At 72.0% G+C, this 8,071-nt stretch carries 5 protein-coding genes; all 5 read left to right on the top strand.

Annotation, left to right across the window (positions count from 1 at the left end):
• A partial coding sequence (locus ACERZO_RS50165) for an ATP-binding protein (protein ID WP_372673139.1) occupies positions 1–1,250 on the top strand: 1,250 nt, incomplete at its 5' end.
• Between the two features lie 85 nt (positions 1,251–1,335).
• Positions 1,336–3,420 carry a magnesium transporter gene (locus tag ACERZO_RS50160; RefSeq protein ID WP_372673138.1) on the top strand — a complete coding sequence of 695 codons (2,085 nt, stop codon included), beginning with the start codon at positions 1,336–1,338 and terminating at the stop codon, positions 3,418–3,420.
• A gap of 3 nt (positions 3,421–3,423) precedes the next feature.
• Positions 3,424–4,023, top strand: a complete 600-nt coding sequence (locus ACERZO_RS50155; protein ID WP_372673137.1) for a hypothetical protein — start codon at positions 3,424–3,426, stop codon at positions 4,021–4,023.
• Positions 4,024–4,025: 2 nt separating this feature from the next.
• Positions 4,026–5,027: a C40 family peptidase gene (locus ACERZO_RS50150; RefSeq protein ID WP_372673136.1), complete on the top strand. Its 1,002-nt coding sequence runs from the start codon at positions 4,026–4,028 to the stop codon at positions 5,025–5,027.
• A 101-nt stretch (positions 5,028–5,128) separates the two neighbouring features.
• Positions 5,129–8,071, top strand: a 2,943-nt coding sequence (locus ACERZO_RS50145) for a hypothetical protein (protein WP_372673135.1), incomplete at its 3' end; no start/stop codon positions are given.

The raw sequence follows: 8,071 nt of genomic DNA, 5'->3' as shown, positions 1-8,071 counted from the left end.
CGCTGATCGAGCACTTCATGGACGAGGACGACCCCGAGCGCTCCTGGCGCCGCGAGAAGGCCCTCGCGGGCGCCACGCGACGGCGTCTCGTGCTGGACGTCCTGACGGGTGTCCTGCCGTACGAGGTCTCGCGGATGGCGCAGACGCGGATCGTGCTGCTGCGCGCGGTCCGGGCCGTCGGCGGCCGCTTCGACGCCGACCCGGGCCAGGTGATCGACGCGCTCCGGCGGGATTCGTCGGAGCACCACGAGCACGCGGGCGTCGTCGCGGACTTCCTCGACGAGATGCGCGAGCGGATGGCGCTGCTGATCCCGGAGACGGACGCGGACCCGTACTCGGAGACGCGCGACGACCGGCTGACGGTCCTGACGATGGCCGGCCTGACGCTGCCTAAGGACGGCGTCCCCCGCGAGTACTGGACGGACGCGGAGTCCCTCGGCGTCGAGATGCTGAACCTGGCGGCGTGGCTGACCCAGCGGTCGGTGTACGAGAAGCCGAAGGAGATGCGCAAGGGCGTCTGGATCGACGAGGCGTTCTTCCTGTCGGAGGTCCCGACCGGGCGCGTGCTGATGAACCGCTTCGCGCGTGACTCGCGGAAGTGGAACGTCCGGGTGCTGCTGTCGTCCCAGATCCCGGCGGACTTCTTGAAGATCCAGGGTTTCGTGGCCCTGCTGGACTCGGTGTTCGTGGGTCGTCTCGACGACGACGACGCCCAGGCGGACGCGTTGCGGCTGCTGAAGGTGCCGGTCGGTGTGGGGTACGAGCAGGTCGTGGCGGCGCTGGGGCGTCGTCCTGGCGCGCAGCGGAGCGGGCTGGAGCGGGACGTCGAGCCCCGCCAGTTCATCTTCGGCGACGGCGCGGGCGGCGTGGAGCGCATCCGCGTCGACTTCTCCGGGCCGCACCTGGACCACCTGCGGGCGGTCATGGACACGACCCCGGGTTCCAAGGACGCGGCGCCTTCGCGCCGGCCGGGGAACGAGCTGGCGTTGCCGGCGGAGGAGAAGAAGCCGTACGTCGCGGTCCCGCCGGAGGACGACATCGAGCTGGAGCAGGACTTCGAGCTGGCGGCGGAACTGGAGGTCGGCCTGGCCGACGAGAACCTCCTGGGCGCGCCCGACCCATTGGCGTCCGAGACGGGCGAGGTGGAGGGCGGGGTGTCCGCCAACGGCGGTGTTTCCCAGAACGGCAACGGCGGGCAGCAGCACGCCCGCACGGGCGGAAAGGGCGGCACCGGCCGGGACGCCGCATGAACACCGCCCGGACCCGAAGTAGCCGCACCGCCTCCGGCAGCGCGAGGCGGACCTGCCGTTCCTCGGTGCCCGCGGAGGGTGCCGCGTGAACACATTGCTGACGTTGGCGGTGCTGCTGACGCTGGCCGCCGCATGGCACGCGCTGAAGCGCCGGATCAAGGAAGGCCCGAAGGCGCGCCGCGTCCCGAGCCGCAAGGCGACGATGTTCGCCGTCATGCTGGTCCTCGGCCTGCAGGCCATCGCCACGGCCCCCGCGGCCAGCGCGGCCGCCTGTGGCGAGGCGCCGAACCCGGAGCGCCCGGGCGCGGGCATGGTCGGCGCGATCGACCCGCCGGAGGGCCACGGCGAACCGAACAGCGCGTACATCGACTACAGCTACGCGGGCATGGTCTGGAACACCTTCGAGACCAACTGCTCGGGTATCAACCTCACCCCGGCCGGGTCCACTTTGGACACCTGGGGTGGCAACCAGCTGTTCAACCTGGGCAAGAACATCGTCGGTGCGACCAACTCGCTGCACTACACGGTGCTCGAGGGCGGCCTGCTGAACCCGATCTACGCCGCGGTGAAGTCGGGCGCCGAGAAGGTCTACAACAACATCTACGCCCAGCTGTTCGGCCTGGTCGCGCTGATCCTGTCGATCATGCTGTTTCGCAACATCTGGCGCGGTGACCTCGCCGCGGTCAGCAAACGGGCGCTCTACGCGCTGGCCGGGGTCTGGCTCGCCGCGTCGTCGCTGGCGATGCTGCGCTACTTCGACCCGATCGACAAAGCGATCGTCCAGACCACCACGAACATCCAGGCGGGCTTCGTCGACGACAGCGGCGACCGGATCATCCGCGACATCCTGCCCACGCAGCTCCACACGCAGATCGTCTACAACAACTGGCTGCGAGGGGAGTTCGGCACGCCCACGGCGCCGCAGGCGGAGCAGTTCGGCAAGCCGCTGCTCGACGCCCAGGCGTTCACCCGCAACCAGCTGGTGAACGGCGACGACGCCAACCAGTCGGTCATCGACGGCAAGAAGAACGCCTACAAGGACATCTCCACCAAGCTCGGCCCCGCCACCGGCTACTTCACCGGCGAAGCGGGCGGCCGCACGGGCGCGGGCTTCCTCTCCCTCGGCCAAGCCCTCGTCTACTCCCTCTTCCAGCTGCTGGCGAAGGCAAGTGTCCTGCTGGCCCAGGTCCTCATCCGCCTCTTCGCCCTCACCGCCCCGCTGATCGGGCTCGTCGCCCTGCTGCACCCGGAAATCCTCCGCCGCGTCCTCAAGGTCGCCGGCGGGGTGGCGTTCAACCTCGTCGTGCTCTCCGTCCTCGCCGGCGTGCACGCCCTTCTCCTGCAAGCCATCTTCGACGCCGGGAACTCGCTCAACATGCTCACGCAGATGGTCCTCGCCGGGCTCATCACCGTGCTGCTGTTCATGGTCGGCCGGCCCGTGCGGCGGCTGTGGCAGATGGTCGAGATGTCGGTCAGCATGGTCGGCGCCGCCGTGCCGTCGCCGGGCGGTGGGATCTTCTCGCGGTTCCGGCGCAACAAGAACGGCCCGACGCCGCAGGACGAGTTCTGGCAGACCGTGCGCGACACCGACGACGTCGTCGACGGCGAGCAGCGCGGCCCGCTGGGCGCCACTGCCGGCGGTGGCCGGTTCCGGCCCGAAGCCACCATCTTCGCCAACGCCCAGCGCCTCGACCACACCTCCGGCGCGGCCCGTCCGGCCGCCGCCTGGTCCGGCGCCTGGCCGGGCGCCGTCGGGGGCGGGGGTTCCGCGGGCGCGCTGCCCGCGGGCGGCCGCCCCGGCGCTCCGGTGTTCGGCCAGTACAACCCCGCCAACGGCGACCCCGGCGACTACGTCGTCGTCGGCGCCGGCGGGCGGCCGACCACCGCGCGCGAAGAAAGCCGGCGCGTCGACACCTCGCCGGTCGCCGACCGGCGCTGGAACGACGAGCCCGAACCCGTTGTCGTGCCGTCCGATCTGCGTGCGCCGGAGTCCGGCTTCAGCGACTACACGCCGCAGGACGTGCCGCGGACGCCGGGCGTGCGGGCGCAACCCCGGCGCGTCGACCCCGAAGTCGTCGCGGGCAAGCCGGTTTTCGTGCTGTACCGGCCGTCGCGCGGCATCGAGGTCCGCGAAGAGCCGCGGGACACCGACCAAGTCATGGGACGGTGACCGATGCCGATCCGCACCAACCGCGGCCGCGCCGCGGTCTACCGCCGCCTGTGGGGCTGGCCGCTGCGCTCGCCCCGCCACCTGATGGGGACGCTGGTGGTCCTGGCGATCCTGGTCACCGCGCTCGGCATCGTGCTGCCGAAGGTGGTCGGCAAGCCGCAGGCCAAGGCGTCGCCCACCACCGGGCCGACGACGTCCGTCACGACGACCCCGCCGGGCGTCGCGGCGCCGGTCCCGACGTCCAACCTGCCGACGCGGCTGTCCGCGCCCCTTGCCACCCCGACCACGGCCGCGCCGAACGGCGACGCCGTCCGCGTCGCCAAGGAGTGGGCCGCGGCGTGGGTCAACCACCCCGCCGGGATCACCTCGGAGCAGTGGCTGGCGCAGCTGAAGCCGTTCACCACCGAGGAGTACCTGCCGGTGATGTCGTCGGTCGACCCGGCGAACATCCCGGCCACCAAGGTCACCGGTGAGCCGGTCGTCGGGACGTCGTACACCAGCTCGGTGCAGCTGACCATCCCGACGGACGGGCCGAAGCTCGCCATCACGGTCGTCAACACGAACGCGGGCTGGCGCGTCGCCGACTACGACCAGGCGAGCTGACCGTGCGGCGGCTGGGGCTGTGGCTGGGGCTGGTCGTGTTCGTCGCGATCGGCGCCCTCATCGTCACCGCCGTCGCCGCCAAGGTGGTCATCGACAACCAGCAGGCGCAGGCCAGGGGCGTGTCGCTGATGAGCTGCGACGCCTCGGTCGGGCCGACCCAGCCCGGCCAGGGCGAGCGCGGCACGGTCGACGCGTCGAAGCTGGACGACGAGCAGAAGGGGACCGTCGCGCTGATCATCTCGGTCGGCAAGCAGCGGTCCCTGGCGCCGCGCGCCTGGCAGGTCGCGATCCAGGCCGGGATGACCGAGTCCGGGCTGCACAACCTCACCTACGGCGACCGCGACTCCCAGGGCATCTTCCAGATGCGCCCGTCGATGGGCTGGGGGACGGTGGCGCAGGTCACCGACCCGACGTACGCGGTCAACAAGTTCTACGACGTGCTGCTCGCGGTGCCGGACTGGGAGAACAAGCGCCCGGGCGACGCCGCGCAGGCCGTCGAGCGCTCGGGCTTCCCGGACCGGTACCACAAGTGGGAGCCGATGGCGGCGACGCTGGTGGAGAACGTCGGCCAGGTCGTCGACGTCGTCGCCTGCGGCACCGGCCTCGGCCAGCTGCTGCCGCCGAGCCAGGCCGCCGGGAAGGCGATCAGCTTCGCGCTGGGCGAACAGGGCAAGCCGTACGTGTGGGGCGCGACCGGCCCGAATTCGTACGACTGCTCGGGCCTGATGCTGCGGGCGTACGAGTCGGCGGGGATCATCCTGCCCCGGGTTTCGCGTGACCAGTACCACGCGGGAGCGTTGCTGCCGGTGCGTGAGGCGCAGCCCGGTGACCTCGTCTTCCTGGCCACGGACCCGTCGAACCCGGACACGATCCACCACGTCGCGATGTACCTCGGCGACGGCAAGATCGTCGAGGCGCAGCAGACGGGCGTGCCGGTGCACACGCGGCCGTTCTCGTTCGACGAGGCCGAAGTCGTACCGCAGGCGGTCCGGCCCGGCGTTTAGCATGGGTCGAGGGCCCTTGACCCGAACGGGGCCGGCCGATTCACCCGACGTCGCGGCCGCTTCCCCGAGCAGGTGGCCGCGTACTGGCAGAGGATGAGCACGTGGGACGCAAATTCGGCAAACGAGGCAAGCCCGGCACGGGCTCGCCCCAGGACCCGGCGGCGCTGTTCGGCGCACCCCAGCCGCCGAGGCAGTCGGCGCGCCCCGCGTCCAGCACGCCGCTGGCCGACCAGCTGGCCCAGGGCTACCCGGGCGTGGACCCGGGGTACGTGGTGTTGCCGAGGTCGTTGGCGGAGGGCATGTCGCTGCCGTGGCAGCACCAGATGGCGGCGCTGCTGGCCCAGTTCCACGCTGAGCACGCTTCTTTGGCGTGGCCGATCTACCGGGTGGTGCCGTCCAGGTACGAGCGGCTCGCGGACCTGGACGAGGAGCAGCTGGCGGAGGCGGGCTACCTGGTCGAGATGGACGCCGACGGCGAGATGGTCTACCGCGAGCGCAGCGGGCGGAAGGTGGAGGACCCGGAGAACACGTCGGTGCTGGTGTCGTGCCTGGACCCGATTCCCCGGCCGGCTGCGCGTCCGGCACCCCCGGTCGGATCCCCGCCGGCGCCTGGCCAGGCACCGGCGCCGATGAACATCGGGCCGGCGCCGGTGTGGCGGACGGTTCCGCAGCCGCCGCCATCGGCCCCTGGGGGGTGGGGTCGGCCGGCGGAGGAGGGGGGTTCGGGTTGGTTGGGTTCGCCTGCTGGGCGTCCTGCGGGGGCGCCTCGCCATGCGGCGCCGGAGTCGTCTTTCTCTGCGCCGCCGTCGGACGTCGTTGACGAGGCGTCGTCGACGGCTGGGTCCGGGGAGCGGCGTTTCGGTGCGCCGGTTCCTGGGGAGCAGCGGCCGCGGGGTTCTTCCGGTGAGCAGCCCTCCGACGGCGGGCGATCGTCCGCCGGTTCCGCGCAGCAGTCGTCTGTCGAGTCGCAGCCGCACTCGCCGATTGAGTCGCCGCTGCGGTCGGCCACTGACCAGCGGCAACCGAGCGTCGAGTCGGAGGTGCGGCCGCACTCGTCGGTTGAGTCGCCGCCGGCAGCGGCCGCCGATCAGCGGCAACTGAGCGTCGAGTCGGAGGTGCGGCCGCACAGGGCGGTTGAGCAGCAGCCGGAATCGCCAGGCGTGGCGCAGCAGCCACCGATCGCCGAACCGGAGCCGGCCATGGCGCAGCAATCATCCATGGCTGAGCCGTCGGCCCAGCCGCGGCCCGCTGAGCCGGAGCCGGTGGCAGAGGACGAGCGGCGATCGTCTGCGCAGCCGGAGCCGATATCGGGGGCCGGGGACCAGCCACAGCCGGTCGCCGAGCGGGAGGTGCAGCCCCAGCGGGCTGCCGAGTCGGAATCGCCGAACTTGACTCAGCGGCAATCACCGGCGGTGCCGCCTAAACCGCCTGTCGAGTCGGTGGCTGCGGGCGACCAGCAATCGCCTGCCGTGTCGGAGTCGCCGTCGGCGGCCACTGACCAGTCGCTACCGGTCGCCGAGCCTGCGGCGCAGCCGCGACTGCCCGTCGAGTCGCAGCCGGAATCGCCGTCCATGGCTCACCAGCAATCGATCGCCGAGCTGCCGGCCCAGCCGCAGCAGCTTGTTGAGCCGCAGTCGGAGGCCGTGGACCAGCAAGAATCGTCTGCCGAGCCGGAGCCGCGGTCTGCGGCCGCGGAGCAGTGGCAATCGCCTGCGGAGCCGGCGGCGCAGCTGGAGCCGACTGTCGAGTCGGAGCCGCGGTCGGGAGCCGAGGAGCAGCCGCATCCGGTCGTCGAGTCGGTGGTGCAGCCGCAGCGGCCTGTTGAGTTGGAGCCGGATTCGTCGGCCGAGGGGCAGCAGCAACCGATCGTCGAGCCGCTGGCCCAGCCGCAGCGGCCCGTTGAGCCGGAGCCGGCGGCCGCGGACGAGCCGCAATCGCCTGCCCAGTCGGAGCTGCAGGCGGCGGCCGCGGACTTGGAGCAATCGCCTGCCGAGTCGGCGGCTCAGCCAGAGCCGCTGTCGGCGGCCAGTGACCAGCCGCAACCGGTCGCCGAGTCGGAGGTGCAGTCGCAACGGCCTGTTGAGTCGGAGCCGGCTTCGCCGGACATGGTGCAGCAGCAACCGATCGCCGAGCCGCCGGCCTCGCCGCAGCGGCCTGTCGAGTCGCCGCCGGAGGCCGCGGAGCAGGGGCAATCGCCTGCCGAGTCGGAGGTGCAGCCGGCGGGGGTCGACCAGGCGCAACCGGGCGCCGAGCCGGCAGTGCAGGCCCAGCGACCTGTTGAGTCTCAGCTGGAGTCGGTGGCTGCGCGCCCGCAATTGCCTGCCGAGTCGGAGCCGCGGTCGGCGGGGGAGGACCAGCCGCAACCGGTTGCTGAGTCGGAAGTGCTGGCCCAGCGGCCTGTTGAGTCGCAGCCGGAATTGCCAGTTGCAGCTAAGCCATCGCCTGCTGAGTCGGCGGTGCGGCCGCAGCCGCCAGTCGAGTCGGAGCCGGTGGCCGTGGGCGAGCGCCAATCGCCTGTTGAGTCGGAGCCGCCCGCTGAGTCGGGGGAGCAGCCGCCGCCGGTCGCTGAGTCGGTCGTCGAGTCGCGGCCGCCTGTTGAGTCGCCTGCCTTGGTTTCGCCGCATTCGCCCGCTGAGTCGGGGGAGCAGCCGGTTGCCGAGCCGGCACCGCCTGTTGGATCGCACTCGACCGGGCACCAGCCCGCTGTGCCGGGGCCTCAATCGCAACCGCCCGCCGCGGCTCAGCAGGCTGTCCCGCAGCAGTCGCCCGCAGCGGATCAGCATCAGTCGCTCAGTGGGCCGCCGTCGCAGGCTGGCTCGCAGCAACCGTCCAGCGGTCTCCAGCCGCCTGCTCCGCAGCAGCCCACGGGCCTTCAGCCGCCTATTGGGACGCAGCCGGCCGCCACGCCGGAGCAACCCGCTGCCGGGTCGCAGCAGCAGCCTGATTTGCAGCAGTTGCCTGCGGCCGCGCAGCAACCAGCCGCCGGGTCGCAGCAGTCTGGCTCGCAACAGCCGCCTGCCGGGCCGCTACAGCCTCCCGCTGCT

It is taken from the genome of Amycolatopsis kentuckyensis, from assembly GCF_041679295.1.
GTDB lineage: Bacteria > Actinomycetota > Actinomycetes > Mycobacteriales > Pseudonocardiaceae > Amycolatopsis > Amycolatopsis kentuckyensis_A.
The sequence above is the reverse complement of the archived record's forward strand: the minus strand, read 5'-3'. Positions and strand labels throughout refer to the sequence as shown.